The organism is Nonomuraea polychroma (assembly GCF_004011505.1).
Taxonomy (GTDB): domain Bacteria; phylum Actinomycetota; class Actinomycetes; order Streptosporangiales; family Streptosporangiaceae; genus Nonomuraea; species Nonomuraea polychroma.
Genome location: NZ_SAUN01000001.1, coordinates 8038165 through 8057308 on the forward strand (window position 1 = coordinate 8038165; position 19144 = coordinate 8057308).

At 68.9% G+C, this 19144-nt stretch carries 19 protein-coding genes; 11 read left to right on the plus strand and 8 right to left on the minus strand.

Annotated features, from left to right (window positions below; all coding sequences use genetic code 11):
- Nucleotides 1–47: 47 nt before the first annotated feature.
- The 3 genes from EDD27_RS36590 to EDD27_RS36600 all read right to left on the minus strand — a co-directional run bounded on the left by EDD27_RS36590 (nt 48) and on the right by EDD27_RS36600 (nt 2356).
- Complete coding sequence (locus EDD27_RS36590; RefSeq protein WP_241564449.1) at nt 48–1196, minus strand: C40 family peptidase; 1149 nt, start codon at nt 1194–1196, stop codon at nt 48–50.
- Nucleotides 1197–1327: 131 nt separating this feature from the next.
- Nucleotides 1328–1828, minus strand: a complete 501-nt coding sequence (gene greA, locus EDD27_RS36595) for a transcription elongation factor GreA (RefSeq protein ID WP_043628806.1) — start codon at nt 1826–1828, stop codon at nt 1328–1330.
- A 108-nt stretch (nt 1829–1936) separates the two neighbouring features.
- Nucleotides 1937–2356, minus strand: a complete 420-nt coding sequence (locus EDD27_RS36600) for a DUF4307 domain-containing protein (RefSeq protein ID WP_127936463.1) — start codon at nt 2354–2356, stop codon at nt 1937–1939.
- A 157-nt stretch (nt 2357–2513) separates the two neighbouring features.
- On the opposite strand from EDD27_RS36600, the gene mca reads away from it, so the two are divergent.
- From mca to EDD27_RS36610, 3 genes are all read left to right on the plus strand, one after another.
- Entirely contained in the window at nt 2514–3377 is an 864-nt protein-coding gene (mca, locus tag EDD27_RS36605) for a mycothiol conjugate amidase Mca (RefSeq protein WP_421917347.1), read from the plus strand.
- Nucleotides 3378–3444: 67 nt separating this feature from the next.
- Nucleotides 3445–3609 carry a hypothetical protein gene (locus EDD27_RS54780; RefSeq protein ID WP_164903952.1) on the plus strand — a complete coding sequence of 55 codons (165 nt, stop codon included), beginning with the start codon at nt 3445–3447 and terminating at the stop codon, nt 3607–3609.
- Nucleotides 3610–3897, plus strand: a complete 288-nt coding sequence (locus EDD27_RS36610; RefSeq protein ID WP_127936465.1) for a GNAT family N-acetyltransferase — start codon at nt 3610–3612, stop codon at nt 3895–3897.
- Here EDD27_RS36610 and EDD27_RS36615 read toward each other — a convergent pair whose 3' ends face one another.
- Nucleotides 3898–5046, minus strand: a complete 1149-nt coding sequence (locus tag EDD27_RS36615; RefSeq protein ID WP_127941198.1) for a hypothetical protein — start codon at nt 5044–5046, stop codon at nt 3898–3900.
- Nucleotides 5047–5280: 234 nt separating this feature from the next.
- On the opposite strand from EDD27_RS36615, the gene EDD27_RS36620 reads away from it, so the two are divergent.
- On the plus strand, nt 5281–7281 hold the full coding sequence (locus tag EDD27_RS36620) for a thioredoxin domain-containing protein (protein ID WP_206641810.1): 2001 nt from the start codon (nt 5281–5283) through the stop codon (nt 7279–7281).
- Between the two features lie 35 nt (nt 7282–7316).
- On the opposite strand, the gene EDD27_RS36625 is transcribed toward EDD27_RS36620, so the two are convergent.
- A complete protein-coding gene (locus EDD27_RS36625; protein ID WP_241564450.1) occupies nt 7317–9335 on the minus strand; it encodes a transglycosylase domain-containing protein in 2019 nt (672 codons plus the stop codon).
- 208 nt (nt 9336–9543) lie between these two features.
- Entirely contained in the window at nt 9544–10029 is a 486-nt protein-coding gene (locus EDD27_RS36630; protein WP_127936467.1) for an Lrp/AsnC family transcriptional regulator, read from the minus strand.
- A 103-nt stretch (nt 10030–10132) separates the two neighbouring features.
- On the opposite strand from EDD27_RS36630, the gene hppD reads away from it, so the two are divergent.
- From hppD to EDD27_RS36655, 5 genes are all read left to right on the plus strand, one after another.
- Nucleotides 10133–11242, plus strand: a complete 1110-nt coding sequence (gene hppD, locus EDD27_RS36635; protein ID WP_127936468.1) for a 4-hydroxyphenylpyruvate dioxygenase — start codon at nt 10133–10135, stop codon at nt 11240–11242.
- A 34-nt stretch (nt 11243–11276) separates the two neighbouring features.
- Nucleotides 11277–11717 carry an RDD family protein gene (locus EDD27_RS36640; protein ID WP_127936469.1) on the plus strand — a complete coding sequence of 147 codons (441 nt, stop codon included), beginning with the start codon at nt 11277–11279 and terminating at the stop codon, nt 11715–11717.
- A 46-nt stretch (nt 11718–11763) separates the two neighbouring features.
- On the plus strand, nt 11764–13170 hold the full coding sequence (locus EDD27_RS36645; RefSeq protein ID WP_206641812.1) for a M1 family metallopeptidase: 1407 nt from the start codon (nt 11764–11766) through the stop codon (nt 13168–13170).
- A 73-nt stretch (nt 13171–13243) separates the two neighbouring features.
- The gene (locus EDD27_RS36650; RefSeq protein WP_127936470.1) at nt 13244–13855 is read left to right on the plus strand and encodes an RNA polymerase sigma factor; all 612 of its coding nucleotides are present in this window, start codon (nt 13244–13246) and stop codon (nt 13853–13855) included.
- Complete coding sequence (locus tag EDD27_RS36655) at nt 13852–14553, plus strand: hypothetical protein (protein ID WP_127936471.1); 702 nt, start codon at nt 13852–13854, stop codon at nt 14551–14553. Before EDD27_RS36650 ends, EDD27_RS36655 begins: the two co-directional genes overlap by 4 nt.
- A gap of 55 nt (nt 14554–14608) precedes the next feature.
- On the opposite strand, the gene EDD27_RS36660 is transcribed toward EDD27_RS36655, so the two are convergent.
- The gene (locus tag EDD27_RS36660; protein ID WP_127936472.1) at nt 14609–15568 is read right to left on the minus strand and encodes an ROK family protein; all 960 of its coding nucleotides are present in this window, start codon (nt 15566–15568) and stop codon (nt 14609–14611) included.
- Between the two features lie 7 nt (nt 15569–15575).
- Nucleotides 15576–16751, minus strand: a complete 1176-nt coding sequence (locus tag EDD27_RS36665; protein WP_127941201.1) for an FIST signal transduction protein — start codon at nt 16749–16751, stop codon at nt 15576–15578.
- Between the two features lie 171 nt (nt 16752–16922).
- Here EDD27_RS36665 and EDD27_RS36670 point away from each other — a divergent pair, with 171 nt between their 5' ends.
- Nucleotides 16923–18320, plus strand: a complete 1398-nt coding sequence (locus EDD27_RS36670; RefSeq protein ID WP_206641813.1) for a sigma 54-interacting transcriptional regulator — start codon at nt 16923–16925, stop codon at nt 18318–18320.
- Between the two features lie 62 nt (nt 18321–18382).
- Nucleotides 18383–19135 carry a hypothetical protein gene (locus EDD27_RS36675; RefSeq protein WP_127936473.1) on the plus strand — a complete coding sequence of 251 codons (753 nt, stop codon included), beginning with the start codon at nt 18383–18385 and terminating at the stop codon, nt 19133–19135.
- Nucleotides 19136–19144: the final 9 nt, after the last annotated feature.

A 19144-nucleotide genomic window follows, 5' to 3' on the forward strand; every position in this document is an offset into this window, starting at 1 on the left:
CGCGCAGGCACCCGAAGGAAAGAAGGGTGTCGCGAAAGAGGGATAGGTCAGCGAACTCTGACGGCGGCGACGGGGCTGACCCTGACGACGCCGGCGAAGCCGCGGGTGTGCACCGGAGAGATCTTGACCACGTCGCCGGTGCGAGGCGCCTGGATCATCTTTCCGTCACCCCAGTAAATCGCCACATGCGAGATGTAGCCCGGATTCGTGGGGTCGAGGCGCCAGAAGATGAGGTCGCCCGGCTGCGCCTGTGACAGGGGAACCTGCGGTCCGGTCACCCACTGCTGGTGCGTCACCCGCGGCATCCGTACCCCGGCCTGGGCGAAGGCCCACTGGACCAGGCCCGAGCAGTCGAAGGTGTCGGGCCCCTCGGCCCCCCACACGTACGGCCTGCCGAGCTTGGAGGCGGCGGCCTTCAGGGCCACGGTGATCTGGTCGGCGCTCATGAACGAGCCTGCCGGCCAGTTCTGCTTGAGGGTCTGGGGCTGAGGCAGGACCGGGTTGACCATGGCGACCTGCGTGCCCTTGGGCAGCGCCTTGAGGATCTTGGTGCGGAGGGTGGCGGAGTTCACGTCGGGGGCGCTGACGATGAGCGCGTTGTCGTGTGGCAGGCCCAGCCTGCGCCCGACCTCTTTGGACACGACGGCGTCCACCGCACCGAAGCCGGTGGTGGCGTACGCGCCGATCCGCAGCGGCCCGGCCGGCCCCGCCACCTGGCGGTGGAGCGAAAGACCGCCGTCATTGCCCAGCACGAACGAGACCGCCACGTCACCGGCCGCCACGTTGCGCCACAGCGCGTCGGAGGAGGCGGTCACCTTGGGCGTGTAAGCGCGGAACGAGGACGGGTCGACCCCGAGTGTCTGCACCCGCTTGTCGTCGAGCCTGATCGACGCCGCGTCGGCCAGTTCCATTGCCCGCACGCCGGGCAACTTGGCCACCTTCCCTAACAGCTCGTTGGTGAACGGCTTGCGGGTGAGCACGAAGAGGTTGGGCTTGTGCAGCTTCTTCAACGGCGCCACGAGGGGCGTGGTGGCCTGCGGCTGCTGCGGCTTCTGGCCGGCCATCAGCGTCTGCTTCGGCTGTTTCAGCGCGGGCTGCTGGCGTGCCGCCACCGGCTCGGTCTGCTCGCCTTGCTGCGCGAGCAGCAGCACGTCCGCGGTCAGGACCGCGACCAGCGCCACCACGATGAACGGCACAAGCCTGTACGTATTGCGCCGCCTACGCGACTTGACCAGAAAGCTGAGATCCTGCCGGATTACTGAGCCGGTGGAGACATGCGAAAAACCCGCCGGGCCGGCGTGGGCCCGGCGGTTGTTCTCCGGGGGGGTCAGTTGCCGATGTACGGCACTGCCTCGAGGATCTCGACGGTGTTCTGGCGACCGTTGGGAAGCGAGTAGGTCGCCTTCTCCCCGATCTTCTTGCCGTTGATCGCCGCCCCGAGCGGGGACTTGGGCGAGTAGACGTCGATCGGCGCTCCGCTCTCCTCGCGGGAGGCGAGCAGGAAGGTCACCTCGTCGTCGTCGCCGACGAACCGGATGGTCACGGTCATACCGGGGCCGACAACCCCTTCGGCCTTGGGCGCCTCGCCCACCTGGGCGTTGTCGAGGATCTGCCGGAGGTGGAAGATCCGGGCCTCCATCTTGCCCTGCTCGTCCTTGGCGGCGTGGTAGCCGCCGTTCTCACGCAGGTCGCCCTCTTCACGGGCGGCCTCGATCTTCTTGGCGATGTCGACGCGCCCGGGGCCAGAGAGATATTCGTACTCCGCCTTCAGGCGGTCGTACGCCTCCTGCGTCAGCCATGTGACGTTCTCATCGCGAGAGTCGGCCACGGGTTCTCCTTGCTTGCCTAGGGGGCCCTGAGATCACTTGAGGTTTCCAACGGTTGAATTGCGAAAGGCTAACAACTTAACCGGTCGTACGCTTCCCCAAATGTCTCACTATACGAGATTGCAGTACTGGACGTGCACGGAAGTCGCCTGTCCACTGGTGTCCAGGCTTTCCTTGAGCTGCTTAGTACCCCCACCAGCCGGGATTCTTACTTCCTTGCTGCCCACTTCCGCGTGATTGACGTCCAGAGCCCTGATGCGGCAGACGGCCACCCTATCGTCTGCCTTGTACACCTCAAAGGTGATCTCGGCCCGTGTCGGGCTCTCGACGCTGAACGTCACCACCTGCGCCGGCGCCTCAGAACCGCCGGCGGTCATCGACCACATCACGTAGCCCCAGCCACCGGCGATGATGGCCACCAGGACGCCGATCACGACGTGGATGACGAGCCTGCCGCCGCGTCTGGGACGATCGGGCAAGTCGTCGGGTGTGCCGAGAACGGGCCCGTCCTCGACATCTCTGGTGACCATGGCGGAATCTCCCTGCACTCCCTCAGCGTTATCCGAGACAATTGTCGCCTGCGGGGGTCCCGGTACAAGACCTGCCCCTGCACGACCGCCCGCAGACAAACTAAGTGATCGGCCCGACTGAGGAGACATCGCGCCCGTGACTGCACCGCTGAGGCTGATGGCTGTCCACGCCCACCCCGACGACGAGTCGAGCAAGGGCGCCGCCACGATGGCGCGTTATGTGCGCGAAGGCGTGGAAGTGCTGGTCTGTACGCTCACGGGCGGGGAGCGCGGATCCGTACTGAACCCGAAGATGGACCGGCCGGAAATCGTGGCCAACATCGCAGAGGTGCGCAGGGCCGAGATGGACCGGGCGCGCGAGATCCTCGGCGTGCAGCAGCGTTTCATGGGCTTCATCGACTCCGGCCTGCCGGAGAACGAGGACGAGGAGCTGCCCGAGGGCTGCTTCGCCCTCCAGAAGCTCGAAGACGCCTCACGCCCGCTCGTGGCGGCCGTGCGCGAGTTCCGGCCGCACGTCATCATCACGTACGACGACGACGGCGGCTACCCGCACCCCGACCACATCATGACCAACCGGGTGTCCGTCGAGGCGTTCGAGGCGGCCGGCGACCCTGACCGCTACCCGGGCACCGGCGACCCGTGGCAGCCGCTGAAGCTCTACTACCAGATGGGGTTCACCAAGGAGCGCTTCGAGGCCCTGCACGAGGCCATGACCGAGCGCGGTCTCGGCTCCCCGTACGCCGACTGGATCTCCCGCTGGGAGGACCGCCCGGCCAAGTGGCCGGTGACCACGCGGGTGCCCTGCGGCGAATACTTCGACATCCGCGACGAGGCGCTGAAGGCGCACGCCACCCAGGTCGACCCCGACAGCTGGTGGTTCGTCTGCCCGCGCGAGCTGCAGCAGGAGATCTGGCCGACCGAGGACTACCACCTGGCGCGCTCACTGGTGGACACCGAGCTGCCCGAGGACGACCTGTTCGTGGGCATCCACGCCGAGGACGTCTCCCCCGCCTGCCACTGACGGGACGTGCTCATTGGCCCCTCACCTCGGGTTCGGGACCGTCCGCCCTCGATGGCACACTGGAAGTGTGACCGTTCTAGCCGCTGGTGATGTGAGTCCGGGTTTGCTGGGCTTCGTCGTCGTTGCCCTCATTGGGCTGGCCCTGTATATGTTGATCAAGTCGATGAACAAGCAGATGTCGAAGATCCAGGTGCCGCACGAGCGCGACGTGGACGACAAGAAAGCCGAGTAGATGCCGATCGAAATAGTCGACAACTCGACGGAGAGCCGCTTCGAGGTTCTCGTGGACGGCGAGGTCGCCGGGTTCGCCGACTATCGGCTCCTGCCCAGCAAGATCGTGTTCACGCACACCGAGGTGCTGCCGGAGTTCGAGGGGCAGGGGCTGGCGAGCAAGCTGGTCGGGCACGCGCTGCAGGCCAGCGCCGACACCGGCCTTCGTGTCGTGCCGCTCTGCCCTTACGTCCGCAAATACATCGAACGCCATGCGGAGTTCCAGGACCTCGTCGATCAGCACGAGTGATCATTCGGGCGTGGGCGACCAGGCCAGCTCCAGCGCCTTCGGCAGCCCCCACCAGCCCAGCGGCGTGAGCACCTCGTCCTCGTCCACGATGCCGAGATAGCGCCACAGCGCGACCACCGACTCGAACAACCCCTCGGTCGCGTCGAGATCGTCGTCGTCCTGCTCGTCGATGTCGATGTCCTCGGACTCGGCGATGAGCCGCGCGAGCCGCTCGGGCGAGGCCAGCACGCCCGGTCCCATCCTGGTCAGCGCGGCGACCCCGGCCAGCCAGTCGGCATGCTGGATCGCGCACAGGTTGGCCAGGGCGGCGTCCTCGTCGCTCAGCTCCCCGGCGAGATCGGCGAATTCCTCCAGCACGTCCCCGCTCTCCGCCAGATCGGAGACCGGCCCCGCGATGCCTGCAGCCACCGCCAGCCACAATTCTCTGTCATCGTCCGGCATCGGCCGGTCGTCGTACCCGGCGCAGGCGCGCAGCACGCTGGCGGGATAGCCGGGCATCGCGAGCAACTGGCGCAGACGGGCCGCGGCGGTCTCCAGCTCGGCGGCGGGCATCTCGGGCTGCTTGGGCAGCTCGCCGACGATGCGCCGCAGCTCGGACAGGGCGAACGCCTCCTCCTCGTCCCAGGCCGCGAACAGCTCCTCGTCCTGCTCGTCGCTGACCGCGTGACCGGGCACCCGGCCGTCCGGCAGCGGCGTGCTGAGCCAGTGCTCCTGCAGCTCCTCGTAGGCCCTGCGGGCCTCCGGGTCGCCGGCCGCCAGCGCGTCGGGGTCGATCTCCCCGGACTCGACCCGTTCCTCCAGGTAGGCGACGAGCTTGGCGTACATTTCCGCGGCCACCGGCCCTCGCTCGTCCTCCTCCGGCCAGACGAAATAGCTGGGTGTCATGAGGATCGGCTCGGTGCCGGTGGACTCGATCCAGCGCTGCACGTCGCCCACCGTCGCGACGCCCGACTCGATGGAGCTCAGCGTCGCCTTGGCCGAGTCCCAGAACGCGCGCGAGAGCGGGTTGCCCGCCGCCATCATCGCGCGCCGTAGGTCGGGCATCGCCACCAGCGCCACGCCTGAGGGCACGGCGAGCAGTGCCCTGGCCACGTCCCTGTGTGTGAGCGCGGTCACCGGGCGGCCGGCGTGGCCGCAGACGAAGTCCATATCCACGCTCCGTAACCTACGCCGTCCTGCCCTGTCTAGTCAGCGTCTGTCCCGCTGATCCCCTCACACCCGGCCTGATCGTGAGCAACGTCTCACTGCCCCCACCCCACCGCCCAACCCGGGGGCCATGGGCGAGGCCGACCGCGGGACCGGGGACCAAGGGCCGGGTGGGGGCGGGCCGCTGGTCAGGAGACGGGAGGAGCGGGCAGATTAGGCTGAGGCTAGGAGGTCGTGATGAACCGCTTGAAAGACGCCACCAGCCCTTACCTGCTGCAGCACGCGGACAACCCGGTGGACTGGCACCCCTGGGGCGAGGAGGCGTTCGCGGAGGCCCGGCGCCGCGACGTGCCGCTGCTCATCAGCGTGGGCTACTCAGCTTGCCACTGGTGCCACGTCATGGCCCACGAGAGCTTCGAGGACGCCGAGACCGCGCGCCTCATGAACGAGCATTTCGTCAACATCAAGGTGGACCGCGAGGAACGCCCCGACGTGGACGCGGTGTACATGGGCGCCACCCAGGCCATGACGCATCAGGGCGGCTGGCCGATGACGGTGTTCGCGACGCCTGAGGGCCACCCGTTCTACTGCGGCACCTACTTCCCACGCCCGCATTTCCAGCGCCTGCTCAACGAAGTCCACAACGTGTGGACGGGCGACAGGGAGTCGGTTTTGAAGCAGGGCGCGAAGGTGGTGCAGGCGCTCAACTCGAGCACCACGCTGCCCGGCGGGGCGGTGCCGGGCGAGGAGACGCTCGCGCTGGCCGTGCGGAACCTGCGGGAGTCGTACGACCCGGTGAACGGCGGGTTCGGCGGGGCGCCCAAGTTCCCGCCGTCCATGGTGCTGGAGTTCCTGCTGCGCTCCGGTGAGCGCGAGATGAGCGGCAAGACGCTCGACGCGATGGCCCGCGGCGGCATGTACGACCAGCTCGGCGGCGGCTTCGCCCGCTACAGCGTGGACGCGGAATGGGTCGTGCCGCACTTCGAGAAGATGTTGTACGACAACGCGCTCCTGCTGCGGGTCTACACCCACTGGTGGAAGGCGGGCGGCGGCGACCTGGCGCGGCGGGTGGCGCTGGAGACGGCCGACTGGCTGCTGCGCGAGATGCGGACACCCGAGGGCGGGTTCGCCTCGGCGCTGGACGCCGACAGTGAGGGCGTCGAGGGCAAGTTCTACGTCTGGACGCCCGAGCAGCTGGGCGAGGTGCTGGGCGAGGACGACGGCCGGTGGGCGACCGGCCTGTTCGACGTCACCGGCACGTTCGAGCACGGCACGTCCGTGCTGCAGCTGCCGCGCGACCCGGAGGATCCCGAGCGCTACGCGAGCGTCCGCGAGCGGCTGCTCGCCGCCAGGGCGCAGCGGGTACGTCCCGGGCGTGACGACAAGGTCGTGGCCTCGTGGAACGGCCTTGCCATCGCGGCTCTGGCCGAGACCGGCGTGGTGTTCGAGCGGCCCGACCTCGTGGCGGCGGCCACGACGGCGGCGGAGCTGCTGGCCGGCACGCACCTGGTGGACGGGAGGCTGCTGCGCACGTCACGCGACGGCCGGGCGGGCACGAACGCCGGCGTGCTGGAGGACTACGCGAACCTGGCGGAGGGCTGGATCGCCCTCTACGGCGTGACCGGCGAGGCCAGGTGGCTGCGGCTGGCGGGATCGCTGCTCGACGTCGTGCTGGACAGGTTCGCCGACAAGGCGGGCGGCTTCTACGACACGGCGGACGACGCCGAGCGGCTGTTCCAGCGGCCGCAGGATCCGACCGACAACGCCACCCCCTCAGGCCAGTACGCGGCCGCGGGCGCCTTGCTCGCCTACGGCGCGCTGACCGGCTCTGCCCGCCACCGCGAGGCCGCCCACGCCGCGCTCGGCACCGTTTCCGTGCTGGCCAGAGGGCATGCCAGGTTCGCCGGCTGGGGGCTGGCCGTGGCGCGGGCGGCACTGGACGGGCCGGTCGAGGTGGCCGTCGTCGGTCCACCGGACGACCCGCGGACGGCGGCGCTGCACCGGGAGGCGCTGCTGGCGGATGTGCCCGGTCTGGTGGTCGCGCTCGGCGCCGGCGACTCGGCCATGAGAGGCGCCTCTGGCGATCCGCTGGTCCACGATGGCGAGGTGTTCCCGGCGCTGCTCGAGGGCCGCGGAACGGTCGGTGAAGCGCCCGCGGCGTACGTGTGCAGAGGGTTCACCTGCCGGATGCCGGTGACGACGGTCGACGCGCTCCGGGCCGAACTGACCACCGGCTGAGGGCCGCCGAGCTCACCACCGGCTGAGGAAGGGCCTCAGCCCGTCGGCCGGCCTCTGTTGTCCCCGGTGCCGGTGTCCGCGTCCGTGGACGGCTGTTCGGGCGCCTGCGTGACCGGTGGGGCGGTCTGCTCCGGCTGGTCGTCCAGCCGGTCGTCAGGGGCCTGCGTGGCCGGCGGGTCGGTGCTCGGCGGCTGGCTGAACTCGGGCTCGGGCGAGCTCGACGCGTCCGGGTTCACCGGCGGCGTGTACTCCTGCTGGGGCACGTCATCGCCTCGGTCGGGGACCGAGTAGTCGTAGGAGTAGCCGTAGTCGGACGGCTCGGGGAACTCCTCGACCGGCTTGCCCGCCATGGCCTCGGTCATGAACGCCCGCCAGATCTGCGCCGGAAGCGACCCGCCGAACTGCGTGCCGTATCCGGGGATCGTCACGGTCTCGTTGTCGTCGCGGAACATGTTGACCGCCACCGCGAGCTGCGGCGTGTAGCCGTTGAACCACACCGACTTCGACTCGTCCGTGGTGCCCGTCTTGCCGGCCACCGGGCGGTCGTAGAGGCGGGCGGCGGTGCCGGTGCCGTACTTGACGACCTGCTCCATCGCGTACGTCGTGTCGGCCGCGGCCTGCTCGCTGATCACCCGTGTCGAGATCGGATTGACGACGTCCTTGCGCCCCGTGCTGTCGGTGACCGACTTGAGCACGTGGGTCTCCATGTGCACGCCCTTGTTGGCGAAGGTCGCGAAGCCGGAGGCGTTCTGGACGGCGCTGATGGAGGACACGCCGAGCGGGAACGAGGCAGCCGTCTTCTGCTGCTCGAGCTGGTCGGCGGGGATGCCCGCGGCCTCCGCGGTCTCGGCCACCTTGTCCAGCCCGACCTTCTGCCCGAGGTCCACGAACGCGGTGTTGACGGAGTTCTGGGTGGCCCGTACGAGGTCGATCTGCCCGTACGAGCGCCCGCTGTCGTTGGGTATCGGCTCTTCCGCGGAGGCCACGCGCAGCGGCGAGTTGCCGTTGACCCTGGTGGACAGGTCGAAGCCGTTGTTGAGCGCGGCGGCCAGCGTGTACGGCTTGAACGTCGATCCGGCCATCACCTTGGCGGAGAAGGCGTTGTCGTAGTCGTAGCGTTTGGGGTCGCCGCCGTAGAAGGCCACCACCTCGCCCGTCTTGGGATCGACGGCCGCGAGCCCGGTGCGCACCTTCTTCGGCGTGTTGTCCGGCAGCACGTCCTTGACCGCCCGCTCGGCCGCCGCCATGAGCTTCTTGTCGAAGGTGCTGACGATCTTCAGCCCGCCGCTGTTGATCTCCTCGTCGCTGTAGCCACGCCGGTTGAGCTCGTCGGTCACCTGCTGCAGCATGTATCGAGCCTGGCCCTTGAGCTGGAACGGCTTCTTCGGCGCCGCCAGCGCGGGGAACTTCTCGGCCGCCACCTGCTGCGGCGTCAGCGCGCCGGTCTGCCCCATGGCGTTGATCACCCACCGCCAGCGGGCCTCGGCCGCGGCCAGGTCGGCCCCCTTGGGGTCGGCGAAGCGGCTCGGCTGCTGGATCACCGCCGCCAAATAGGCGCCCTCGGACACGGTGAGCTCGCCGACGTCCTTGCCGAAGTAGGCGCGGGCGGCCGACTGGATGCCGTTGGCGCCGCGGCCGAAGTAGATCGTGTTGAGGTACTGCTCCAGCACCCAGTCCTTCGACTTGGACTGGTCGACCTTCATCGCGATGAGGATCTCTTTGAACTTGCGGGTGACGGAGCGTTCCTGGCTGAGGCCGCTGTAGTAGTTGCGGACGAGCTGCTGGGTGATCGTGGAGCCGCCTTGGAGCTGCTGCCCGGTGACCGTGGACCAGATGGCGCGGCCGGTGCCCTTGATCGAGACCCCGGCGTCCTCGTAGAACGAGCGGTTCTCGGCCGCGATGACGGCCTGGCGCACGTGCGGGGGCACCTTCGCGAGCTCGACCAGCCTGCGGTCGATGCCCTGGCGGGCCAGCACTGACTTGCCGTCGCGGTAATAGATCACCGAACCCTGCGCGGTGGCCTGTTTCTGGGTGGTGTCGGGAATCGGAGTCATGGCCCACGCGACCGCGAAAAGGCCGAGCAATACCAGGATTCCCGTGCCAAAAGAGATCAGAAGAAGTCGGAGAATCCGCCGCTTTCGCATCCCGTCTCCTCCACCGCTTCGCACCCTCGACCCCCTCGTCAAGCCTCGCGCCACCCCCGCAACCTGGGCGAATGCCTAGAGTAAACGATCGATGATGGTGCCCCATCCCTTCGCGATACTACGGCGAGCGCCGTTCCCGGCGCGGAACATCGGCCACCAAAGGCAGCACACGGTATGGAACCGGGGTGTCGAGGGCAATGATCGAATTGGTCCTGAGTACGCCTGGAACCTCGACGATCTGGTCGATGACCCGTTGTAAATCGGCATTGGTGCGGGCGACCACGCGGCAGAGCAGATCGCTGTCACCGGTGATCGTGTGCACCTCCAGCACCTCGGGAATGCGGGCCAGCTGATGCGCGACCGGGTCGTGCCCGGCGACCTGCCTGATCTCCATGCTGACGAACGCGGTGACGTCGTAGCCGAGCGCCGCGGGCGACACCTCAGGGCCGAATCCGGTGATCACGCCCCGGGCGGCGAGCCGGTCGAGCCTGGCCTGCACGGTGCCGCGGGCGACGCCGAGCCGCCGCGAGCACTCGAGCACTCCCAGCCGGGGCTCGGCGGTCAGCAGGGCGATCAGCCGGGCGTCGAGAGCATCGATCGTCATGCTGTACAGATCTACCCGATATTTCGCGTCATGGCTAGGCAGATTGTGCACTGCTTGAAGTAACTCTTGCGCAACTCGTCCAGGAAAATCGAAAGTTGATGGTATGAGTGATGTCTTTCCGGTTAATGGGATGGATGCCGTGGTGTTCGCGGTGGGCAACGCCAAGCAGGCGGCCCACTACTACTCCACCGCGTTCGGCATGAGGCTGGTGGCCTACCGCGGCCCCGAGACGGGCAGCCGCGACCTGGCCGCGTACGTGCTGACGTCGGGCAGCGCCACGTTCGAGTTCCGGGCCTCGATCCGGCCAGGGACGAAGGTGGCGCGGCACGTCGCCGAGCACGGTGACGGCGTGATCGACCTGGCCATCCAGGTGCCCGACGTGGAGGCGGCGTACGCGCACGCCGTCGCCCACGGGGCGAAGGGCCTGGCAGAGCCGCGCACGATGGAGGACGAGCACGGCAAGGTGCAGCTCGCCGCCATCGCCACGTACGGCGAGACCCGCCACACGCTGGTCGACAGGTCCAACTACGGCGGCCCCTACCTGCCCGGGTACGTCGCCGCCGAGCCGCTGGTCGCGCCGCCCGCCACCAAGAACGGCCGGCTGTTCCAGGCCATCGACCACTGCGTCGGCAACGTCGAGCTGGGCAAGATGGACGAGTGGGTGGAGTTCTACCGCAACGTCATGGGCTTCACCAACATGGCCGAGTTCATCGGCGACGACATCGCGACGGAGTACTCGGCGCTCATGTCCAAGGTCGTGGCCGACGGCACGCGCAAGGTCAAGTTCCCGCTCAACGAGCCGGCCGTCAGCAGGCGGAAGTCGCAGATCGACGAGTACCTCGAGTACTACTGCGGTCCCGGCGTGCAGCACATCGCGCTGGCCACCAACGACATCCTGACCACGGTCGACCACATGCGGGCGGCGGGGGTCCAGTTCCTGGACACGCCGGACTCGTACTACGACGACCCGGAGCTGCGCGCGCGCATCGGGCAGGTGCGGGCGCCGATCGAGGAGCTGAAGAAGCGCAAGATCCTCGTCGACCGGGACGAGGACGGCTACCTGCTGCAGATCTTCACGAAGCCGGTGCAGGACCGGCCCACTGTCTTCTTCGAGTTGATCGAGCGGCACGGCTCGCTCGGATTCGGCAAGGGCAACTTCAAAGCCCTGTTCGAGGCCATCGAGCGCGAGCAGGAACGCAGGGGCAACCTTTAGTTTGTCCCGACTTAGTGGGGGCGATCAGGACATTATGGGATCGCCACCGGGGCTGGCGGGACGCTGGCGACGATTGTTCGCCGGCGTCCTCGACTGGGTCATCGTCAACATCATCTCGACCCCTTTCGCCTGGACGAGCTGGGACGACGTCTGGGACAGCGCGAGAGGCGTCTGGGAACGATACCCGGTGGAGCACACCTTCCTGGCAGGACTCGTGGCCTTCCTGTACTTCTGGCTGCTGCATTCCTTCTGGAACGGTCAGACGCTGGGCAAGCGGCTGTTCGGGATCAGGGTGGTCCCGGACACCGGCGGCAAGCTGGGCGTGGGGCAGGTCGCGGTCCGGCAGGGCGTGATGACCGCGCTCGAATGGTTGTGCTGCGTCGGCCTCGTGGTCGACCTCGCCTGGATCCTCTTCGACCCCCGCAAACAGGCACTCCATGACAAGGCAGCCAGGACGCTCGTCATGAATGCCTGACTCAGCGTAACATTCTCGTCACGATACGAAGGGGGCTCGTTCGTCAATGCGTTACAACCAGCGCGGGGTGGCACTGGTGGCGGCGCTGGTCGGCATTCTGGCCTGCGCACCCGCCGACGAGCCGTCACCGGCGAACGGCCACCAAGTGAGCGACCACCGGGCGGGCGCGCCCGGCATCGGCGACACGGACTTCCCCAAGGACGGCAACGGCGGCTACGACGTCGGCCACTACGCCATCGCCATCGACTACACACCGGCCGGCAGGCGGCTCGTCGGCGTGACCACCGTCACGGCCACCGCGACGCAGGGCCTGTCCAGCTTCAACCTCGACCTGGCCGGGTTCGACGTGAGCGCGGTCACCGTGAACAATGCGCCGGCCACCTTCAGCCGCAACGGCGACGAGCTGACCGTGCGTCCCGCCCGCCCGGTCGACAACGGCGCCAGGTTCACCGTGAAGGTGTCCTATTCGGGCGTCCCGACGCCGCGGAGCGGCACCACCCTGGGCACGTACGGGTTCATTCCGACACCGGACGGCGCGTTCGTGGCCGCCGAGCCCAACGGCGCCAAGACCTGGTTCCCCGCCAACGACCACCCCGCCGACAAGGCCCCCTTCGACTTCACGATCACCGTGCCGGCCGGGGTGACGGCTCTGGCCAACGGCGAGATGGTCGGGCAGCCCACGACTGCGGGCGGCAAGACCACCTACCGGTGGCGCGAGCGGTACCCGATGGCGACCTACCTGGCCACGGCCACGCTGGGCAAGTTCGACCTGCGCCAGGGCCGCACGCCCGGCGGCATCCCCAACCTGGCGGCCACCGACCCCAGGTTCAGGAGTGCGCTCGACGGCCTCTACACGACCTCCGGCACCCTCACCGACCACTGGGCCACGGTCTTCGGGCCCTACCCGTTCGGCTCGACCGGCGGCGTGGTCGACGACTTCGCCGCCGGATACGCGCTGGAAAACCAGACCAAGCCGCTCTACGGCGGTTTCCACCCGGGCGAGAACATCATCGCGCACGAGCTGGCACACCAGTGGTTCGGCAACAGCCTGAGCATCACGCGGTGGAAGGACCTCTGGCTCAACGAGGGGTTCGCCACGTACGCGGAATGGTTGTGGGCCGAGCACAAGGGCACGAGGACCGCTGAGGCCGCGTTCAGGGAGCTCCACAACCGCCCCGCCACCGCCCCGATCTGGAAATACCCGCCGGGGCGGGCCCGGCCCGACGACCTGTTCAACCAGTCGGTCTACTCGCGCGGCGCCGCGACGTTGCATGCCCTGCGCAAGGCCGTCGGCGACCAGACGTTCTTCGCGCTGCTGAAGAAGTGGGCCGCCGACCATCGCTACGGTCATGTGACGACGGACCAGTTCATCGAGCTCGCCGAACAGATGTCGGGCAAGGAACTCAGCGCACTCTTCGACGCCTGGCTCTTCCAGCCCCGCAGGCCGGCCTGACCCGGCCGGAAACGCTTTTCGTCGCTCGGTCCAAGTACGGGTGTAAGGCGAACGACGAAAGGGATTGCGGGCGATGCGCCTCAACGAAGACCCTGCGGCCTTTGAGGCCTTCTATCGCCGCCACGTGGATGCCGTGCTGAGATTCGTGGCCCGGCGGGTGAGTGATCCTCATCTCGCCGCGGACCTCACGGCGGACATCTTCCTGGCGGTCCTGGACTCGGCTCACACCTACGTGCCCGGCCGGGGCAGCGAGATCGCATGGCTGTACGGCGTGGCGCGCAACGTCGTGTCGGCCCAGCATCGCAAGGCGGCCAGGGAGGCGCGGGCCACCGGCCGTGTCGCCGGTCGCCAGCTGATGGACGACGACGATCTCGTCCGGATGGAGGAGCGGATCGACGCCGAGCGCCGGATGCGCAGCGCTCTGGAAGCCATGGCCGGGCTGCCGGAGGGCGAGCGCGAGGTGCTGGAGCTCGTGGCGATCGATCAGCTCACCGTCGCCGAGGCCGCCAAGGTCCTGGGCATCAGGCAGGTGACCGCCCGAGTCCGGTTACACCGGGCCAGAAAGGCACTGGAGAACGTCGCTGAGATGGATCCGCAGCGAAGCGAGGACATCCATCTCAGCCCTCCGAGCGGAGCTCGGCAAGAGAGCCCGCCAGCAGCTGTGTACGTGGAAGGACAGGCATGAGCAATTTCGAAGAGCGCCTTCTCAGTGCACTCAAGGAAGAGATCACGACGAGGACGGCGGAGGACAGGATGACGACAACGGTGACACCGGTGGAGCGCGGCTCGCGGCGGCGCTTCGTGGGGCTGTCCGCCGCGGTGGCGGGGGTCGCGGCGGCCGCCACCGCGGTGGTGGTGGTCATGACGGGGATCGCCGGCAGCCCGGCGTACGCCGTCACCAAGGGCACGGACGGCACGGTCGACGTGCAGATCAGCGCGTTCACCGACCCCGAGGGCCTGGAGGCGGAGCTGGCCGACGCCGGCGTCAAGTCGGTCGTCGACTACCTGCCGGCGGGACAGACCTGCAAGGAGCCTCGCGGCGAGCAGGGCAGCGTCAGCGGGCCGTTCTCGGTGAGTGTCGGCTCTAAGGGCTCCGGGGTCTCCTTCAAGATCGAGAAGGGGAAGGTGCCCGCGGGCGAGACGCTCGTCCTGGCGGTGTCCAAGAGCAAGGACGGCGACGACAAGCCGCCGATGGGTGTGTCGCTGACCGTGGTGAAGGGCGCCGTCTCGGACTGCGAGCCCACTTCGATGCCCGTCCCGCCCGCCGGCGACGGCGGCGACGGCGGCGTCAAGGTGGACACGAAGAACGACGGCGGGGCCGGCTTCGACTTCGAGACCGGGGGCAAGGACGAGGGCCCCGGCCTGAACCAGGAAACCGAGTAGCACCCCTTCCAGGCAAGCCCGGCGGCCCCTCCCGAGCAGCGGGGCCGCCGGGCCTTCACCGGCGCTCGGTCCAGTAACTTTCGCCCGCCAGGAGCAGGGCGGCGGCGCCGATCAAGCCGGCCTCCTGCCCTAGGGAGGCGGGCATGACCTTGACCCGCCGGGCGAATTCCACCCTGGCGTGCTCGCGCAGCGCCTCCTCCAGCGGGCCGAACAGCGGCACTCCCGCCTGCGACAACCCGCCGCCGATCGTGACCAGGTCCAGATCGCACAGGTGCGTGGCGGAGGCGATGGCGATGCCGAGCGCCCGCCCGGCCCTGCGCATGGCCCGCACCGCGACCGGGTCGCCGGCCCGCGCGTCGGCGGCCAGCGCCCGCGCTGTGACCGCCCGATCCTCCAGATACACGCCTGTTCCGGGGTGCTTCGGCTCCCATCCCTGCTCCACCGCCCAGGCGGTCAGGGCCGGGCCGCGGGCGATGGCCTCCAGGCAGCCGTGGCCGCCGCAGCCGCAGCGGGGGCCGCCGTCCGGCTCGACCACCACGTGCCCGATGTGCCCGGCGTTGCCGGTCCCGCCGTTGATCAGGCGCCCGTTCAGGATCAGCCCGCCGCCCACGCCCGTGGAGACCACCATGCCCAGCATGTCCGCGCTGCCCTGTCCCGCGCCCTTCCAGTGCTCGGCCGCGGCCAGGCAGATGGCGTCGTTGTGGAGACGTACCGGTGAACCGGGGAAGCGTCCGGCGAGCCGGGCGCGCAGCGGGAAGCCGCGCCAGCCGGGCATGTTGAGCGGTGAGACCTCCCCGTCCGGCCAGGCCATGGGCCCGCCGCAGCCCACCCCCACCCCTTCGACGCCCTTGACCCCCTCCGTCAGGGGCTCGATCAGCTCGACGAGCGTCTTCCACAGGGTCGTGGCGTCCGCGCCCTGCGGCGTGGGGACCCGCGCGGAGGCCGTCACCGTCCCGTCGCCGGCCACCAGGCCGGCGGCCATCTTGGTGCCGCCGACGTCGATCGCGAGGATCACGGGCGCCTCATGGAGCACCTGCCGTGCTGGAGAAGACGAGCACGGAGGCGGTGAAGCCGTGCACGTGGTTGTGCCCGGCCACGGGACCGACCTCGCCGGCCGCGAAGAAGCCCGCCACGCCGATCGGTCCCAGAGTGTCGCGCAAGGCGACCGGGTCGTGGTCCGCGGTGCCGAACATGGCCGAGCCTCGTCCGTTGCACGAGAACAGCAGCGCCCCGTCCACCTTTCCCAATTGCTCGCGGTGGGCGTCGAGCAGGTCGTACAGGTCCTCGTCCGCGGTCGCCGCGTCACGTACCTGGAAGCGCACTGTCCTGCCGATCTCCACGATGTCCCCGATGGCGACGGCCTCGCGTTCGGGGTCGATGCCGATGACGCCGCGGATGAGGAAGTCGCCGCGTTCGTGGCGCTCGGCGTACTCGTCCATGGCCACACCGATCTGCAGCCCGGCGGCGACCAGCTCGCGATCGTCCTCGTCCAGCTCGCTGACGATGTCCTCCAGCCTGGCCAGCGCGGGCTGGCCGGCCAGCTCCAGCAACAGGTTGTCCTCCGACGCCGTGACGACCATGCTCGGGCCGATCGGCCGGCAACCCTGGCTCACCACCGTGCTGACCTGCACCGGGCCGCTGAGCAGCACGCCGATCGCACCCTCGGTGTAGACCCGGCCGTCGGCGAAGAGCCGCACCGAGCCCCGTCCCTGCAGCCCGTTGGCCAGCCCGCCGATCAACGGTAGCTCGCCGAGCACATCGACCGAGCGCTCCACGAAGGCGTCGGTCGGGAAGGTGTACGGATCCGCGAGCAGGATCGCCACGTGGTCGTCCGCGCTGCGCTCGGGCAGCCCGACCACCACGAACTTGTCCTCGGCCGCCAGCGTCTCCAACGCGAACGTGGTCAGCCTCGCCCCGTCCAAGGTGCCCGCCCACGCGCTCACGGCAGGCGTCAGTTCCACCCCCTGCCCGTCGCCGATCACTCCTGTGGCGCTGCATCCGATCACGTGTGCTCCGGGCGCGAGCTCCATCGCGGCCTGACCTGCCCTCGCGACGTCGTCGGGATCGTCACCGCAGATGAAGAAGCAGACCAGGTCGGCTTGGCCGCTGAGCCTCGACAGGGCCTGGCCGACGGCGTTCCGCGCGGCCTCCACCAGGTCGGAACCCACGGCGAGGCCGTCGGCGAAGCGGCTTGTCATCAAGGCCACGCGTCTCGCCTCCCTCGACATGTCCAACGTTCCTAGGCCCGATTCTCCCCACTAAAAGGACAAGCACGCCCACGAACCATCACGCAATAGTCAAGATCCGAAATCTCCGCCAGATGCGAAACTCTCTGCCACATTCCACGCAGGGGACGTAGTCTCGATCCCGTGCATCAGCCACAGCCACGAATTGTCCGCGAGTTGCGAGAGAGCGGCCACGTTCATCGCACCGTCAAAGCCGAGGTCCGGGAAAACCTGCTTGCCAGGCTGCGGGCGGGCGAGCCGAGATTCCCCGGCATCGTCGGGTTCGACGACACGGTCCTGCCCCATCTGGAGCGCGCTCTCCTCGCCGGGCACGACCTGGTCCTCCTCGGCGAGCGCGGCCAGGGCAAGACCCGGCTCATCCGCACCGTCACCGGGCTGCTCGACGAGTGGACGCCGGTGGTCGAGGGCTGCGAGATCAACGACCACCCGTACGCGCCGGCCTGCACGCGCTGCCGGACGCTGGCGCGGGAGCTGGGCGACGAGCTGCCGGTCGCGTGGAAGCACCGCGACGAGCGATATGGCGAGAAGCTCGCCACCCCCGACACCTCCGTCGGCGACCTGATCGGCGATGTCGACCCGATCAAGATCGCGGAGGGGCGCACGCTCGGCGACCCCGAGACCGTCCACTACGGGCTCGTGCCGCGCACCAACCGCGGCGTCTTCTCCGTCAACGAGCTGCCCGACCTGGCCGAGCGCATCCAGGTGTCGCTGCTCAACGTCCTGGAGGAGCGCGACATCCAGGTGCGGGGCTACAACCTGCGCCTGCCGCTCGACATCCTGCTCATCGCCAGCGCCAACCCCGAGGACTACACCAACAGGGGCCGGATCATCACGCCGCTGAAGGACCGGTTCGGCGCCGAGATCCGCACCCACTACCCGCTGACGGTCGAGGACGAGCTCACGCTCATCCGCCAGGAGTCCATGCCGGACATCGGGGCCGACCTCCCCGAGCACCTGGTCGAGGTGATCGCCAGGTTCACCCGGCTGGTCCGCGAATCCACCGCCGTGGACGCCCGTTCCGGCGTGTCCGCCCGATTCTCCATCGCCGCTGCCGAGACCGCCTCGGCCTCCGCCGTGCGGCGGGCGGCCATCGCGGGCGAGGAGCAGGCGGTCACCCGGGTCGTGGACCTGTCCAGCGTGGTGCACAGCCTGCGGGGCAAGGTCGAGTTCGAGGTCAGCGAGGAGGGCAGGGAGACCGAGATCCTGGCCCACCTGCTGCGCCGGGCCACGGCCGAGACGTTCAGGAACCGGTTGGGCGGCATGGACCTGTCCGCGGTGACCGACAAGTTCGCCGAGGGCAACCAGGTGGAGTCCGGCGAGCTGGTCCCGGCCGGGGAGCTGCTGCACCGGATGGGCCCCGTACCCGGGCTGGCGAAGATCATGTCCAGGTTGGGCATGGGCGCGGGCGAGGAATCGCCGGGCCACGCCGCGGCGGCCTTGGAGTTCGCACTGGAGGGTCTTTACCTCATGCGGCGCCTGTCCAAGGAAGATCTGGACGGAGTGACCGTCTACCGGACGTGAACGCCGGCGTGGCTTTCCGCGTCATAGTGAGTAGCTCATCACTTTTGGCGGGGAGACCACTCATGCGCGTGTTGGCCGGAGCCATCGTCATTGCCCTGGGCTCCGTCGCCCTGCCCGCCGAGGCCGCCGCCACCACGGTCGTGTACGGGTACGCGTGGGCCGACGGCAAGGGACACCTGCGGATCGTGCCCAAGTCGGCGTCCTTCGTGAAGGGACAGGGCGGCTTCGTGGGCTACCGGCTCAAGCCCGTCTCCGGCGCCAAAGAGGTGCGACTCGACTACACCAAAGCAACGGAGCTCGCATTCGGCCGGGTCACGGTCGCCTGCGATCTCAAGGAGACCGAGGGCCGGATAGCCGTGGACGGGAGGGGGCTGGGGCGGACGGTCTGCAAGCCCGGGCATCTGGCTGCCGAGTTGCAACGCGGGGTCAAGCCGCTACGGGTCGAGTATCGGGGCGGCACGGCCGTCAAGGTCAATGAGTTCCTGGTCAGCAAGTGGCCGAACTCCCGGACCGGCCGGGGGACGATCAAGCGGGTCAACGACACCACCGTCCTGTTCGCGACCGGCGGAAAGACCATCAAGCTGGGCTACTCGTATGCCGCGGCCTTCTACCGGACCACGGCCCGTTGCCGGGACGGGTGGCTGGCCGGCGACCCGGTCAACGCGGACAGGAACGGCCTCGGCAAGAGGCACTGCGGCGCCGCTGACCTGACCAAGGTGCTGAAGTCCCAGAAGCACCCCGTGCTCGTGCAGCTCCATTACTCACCCGAGGTGGGCGGCATCGACGAGGTCTGGGAGATCTACGGGGACGCGTGACAGGGGACG

Bases quoted from the DNA above. Each gene is read 5' to 3' on its own strand.
- EDD27_RS36600 (WP_127936463.1), bottom strand. From the start codon at position 2,356: ATGGTCACCAGAGATGTCGAGGACGGGCCCGTTCTCGGCACACCCGAC.
- mca (WP_421917347.1), top strand. From the start codon at position 2,514: ATGGCTGTCCACGCCCACCCCGACGACGAGTCGAGCAAGGGCGCCGCC.
- EDD27_RS36610 (WP_127936465.1), top strand. From the start codon at position 3,610: ATGCCGATCGAAATAGTCGACAACTCGACGGAGAGCCGCTTCGAGGTT.
- EDD27_RS36615 (WP_127941198.1), bottom strand. From the start codon at position 5,046: ATGGACTTCGTCTGCGGCCACGCCGGCCGCCCGGTGACCGCGCTCACA.
- EDD27_RS36620 (WP_206641810.1), top strand. From the start codon at position 5,281: ATGAACCGCTTGAAAGACGCCACCAGCCCTTACCTGCTGCAGCACGCG.
- EDD27_RS36625 (WP_241564450.1), bottom strand. From the start codon at position 9,335: ATGACTCCGATTCCCGACACCACCCAGAAACAGGCCACCGCGCAGGGT.
- EDD27_RS36630 (WP_127936467.1), bottom strand. From the start codon at position 10,029: ATGACGATCGATGCTCTCGACGCCCGGCTGATCGCCCTGCTGACCGCC.
- hppD (WP_127936468.1), top strand. From the start codon at position 10,133: ATGAGTGATGTCTTTCCGGTTAATGGGATGGATGCCGTGGTGTTCGCG.
- EDD27_RS36640 (WP_127936469.1), top strand. From the start codon at position 11,277: ATGGGATCGCCACCGGGGCTGGCGGGACGCTGGCGACGATTGTTCGCC.
- EDD27_RS36645 (WP_206641812.1), top strand. From the start codon at position 11,764: ATGCGTTACAACCAGCGCGGGGTGGCACTGGTGGCGGCGCTGGTCGGC.
- EDD27_RS36650 (WP_127936470.1), top strand. From the start codon at position 13,244: ATGCGCCTCAACGAAGACCCTGCGGCCTTTGAGGCCTTCTATCGCCGC.
- EDD27_RS36655 (WP_127936471.1), top strand. From the start codon at position 13,852: ATGAGCAATTTCGAAGAGCGCCTTCTCAGTGCACTCAAGGAAGAGATC.
- EDD27_RS36665 (WP_127941201.1), bottom strand. From the start codon at position 16,751: ATGACAAGCCGCTTCGCCGACGGCCTCGCCGTGGGTTCCGACCTGGTG.
- EDD27_RS36675 (WP_127936473.1), top strand. From the start codon at position 18,383: ATGCGCGTGTTGGCCGGAGCCATCGTCATTGCCCTGGGCTCCGTCGCC.